At 55.2% G+C, this 1004-nt stretch carries 1 rRNA gene; it reads right to left on the reverse strand.

Going from position 1 to position 1004, the window contains the following annotated elements:
- Window positions 1-58: 58 nt before the first annotated feature.
- Window positions 59-1004 (reverse strand): 16S ribosomal RNA (locus H576_RS0112340); the annotation flags it as partial.

Here is a 1004-nt window from a genome sequence, read left to right on the forward strand (position 1 = left end):
CTCACACATTCGGTGAGGTACGGGCTCTGGAGTTCCGAAGAACTCAGATGCTCCTTAGAAAGGAGGTGATCCAGCCGCACCTTCCGGTACGGCTACCTTGTTACGACTTAGTCCTAATTACCGATCCCACCTTCGACAGCTCCCTCCACAAGGGTTAGGCCACCGGCTTCAGGTGTTACCGACTTTCATGACTTGACGGGCGGTGTGTACAAGACCCGGGAACGTATTCACCGCAGCGTTGCTGATCTGCGATTACTAGCGACTCCGACTTCATGAGGTCGAGTTGCAGACCTCAATCCGAACTGGGACCGGCTTTTTGGGATTCGCTCCACCTTACGGTATCGCAGCCCTTTGTACCGGCCATTGTAGCATGCGTGAAGCCCAAGACATAAGGGGCATGATGATTTGACGTCATCCCCACCTTCCTCCGAGTTGACCCCGGCAGTATTCCATGAGTTCCCACCATAACGTGCTGGCAACATAGAACGAGGGTTGCGCTCGTTGCGGGACTTAACCCAACATCTCACGACACGAGCTGACGACAACCATGCACCACCTGTATACAGACCACAAGGGGGCGACCATCTCTGGCCGTTACCTGTATATGTCAAGCCTTGGTAAGGTTCTTCGCGTTGCATCGAATTAATCCGCATGCTCCGCCGCTTGTGCGGGTCCCCGTCAATTCCTTTGAGTTTTAGCCTTGCGGCCGTACTCCCCAGGCGGGGAACTTAATGCGTTAGCTGCGTCACGGAGACCGTGGAAAGGCCCCCACAACTAGTTCCCAACGTTTACGGAGTGGACTACCAGGGTATCTAAGCCTGTTTGCTCCCCACTCTTTCGCTCCTCAGCGTCAGTTACGGCCCAGAGATCTGCCTTCGCCATCGGTGTTCCTCCTGATATCTGCGCATTCCACCGCTACACCAGGAATTCCAATCTCCCCTACCGCACTCTAGTCTGCCCGTACCCACTGCAGGCTGGAGGTTGAGCCTCCAGTTTTCACAGCA

Origin of the sequence: Microbacterium indicum DSM 19969 (assembly GCF_000422385.1) — a bacterium.
Lineage (GTDB): Bacteria > Actinomycetota > Actinomycetes > Actinomycetales > Microbacteriaceae > Microbacterium > Microbacterium indicum.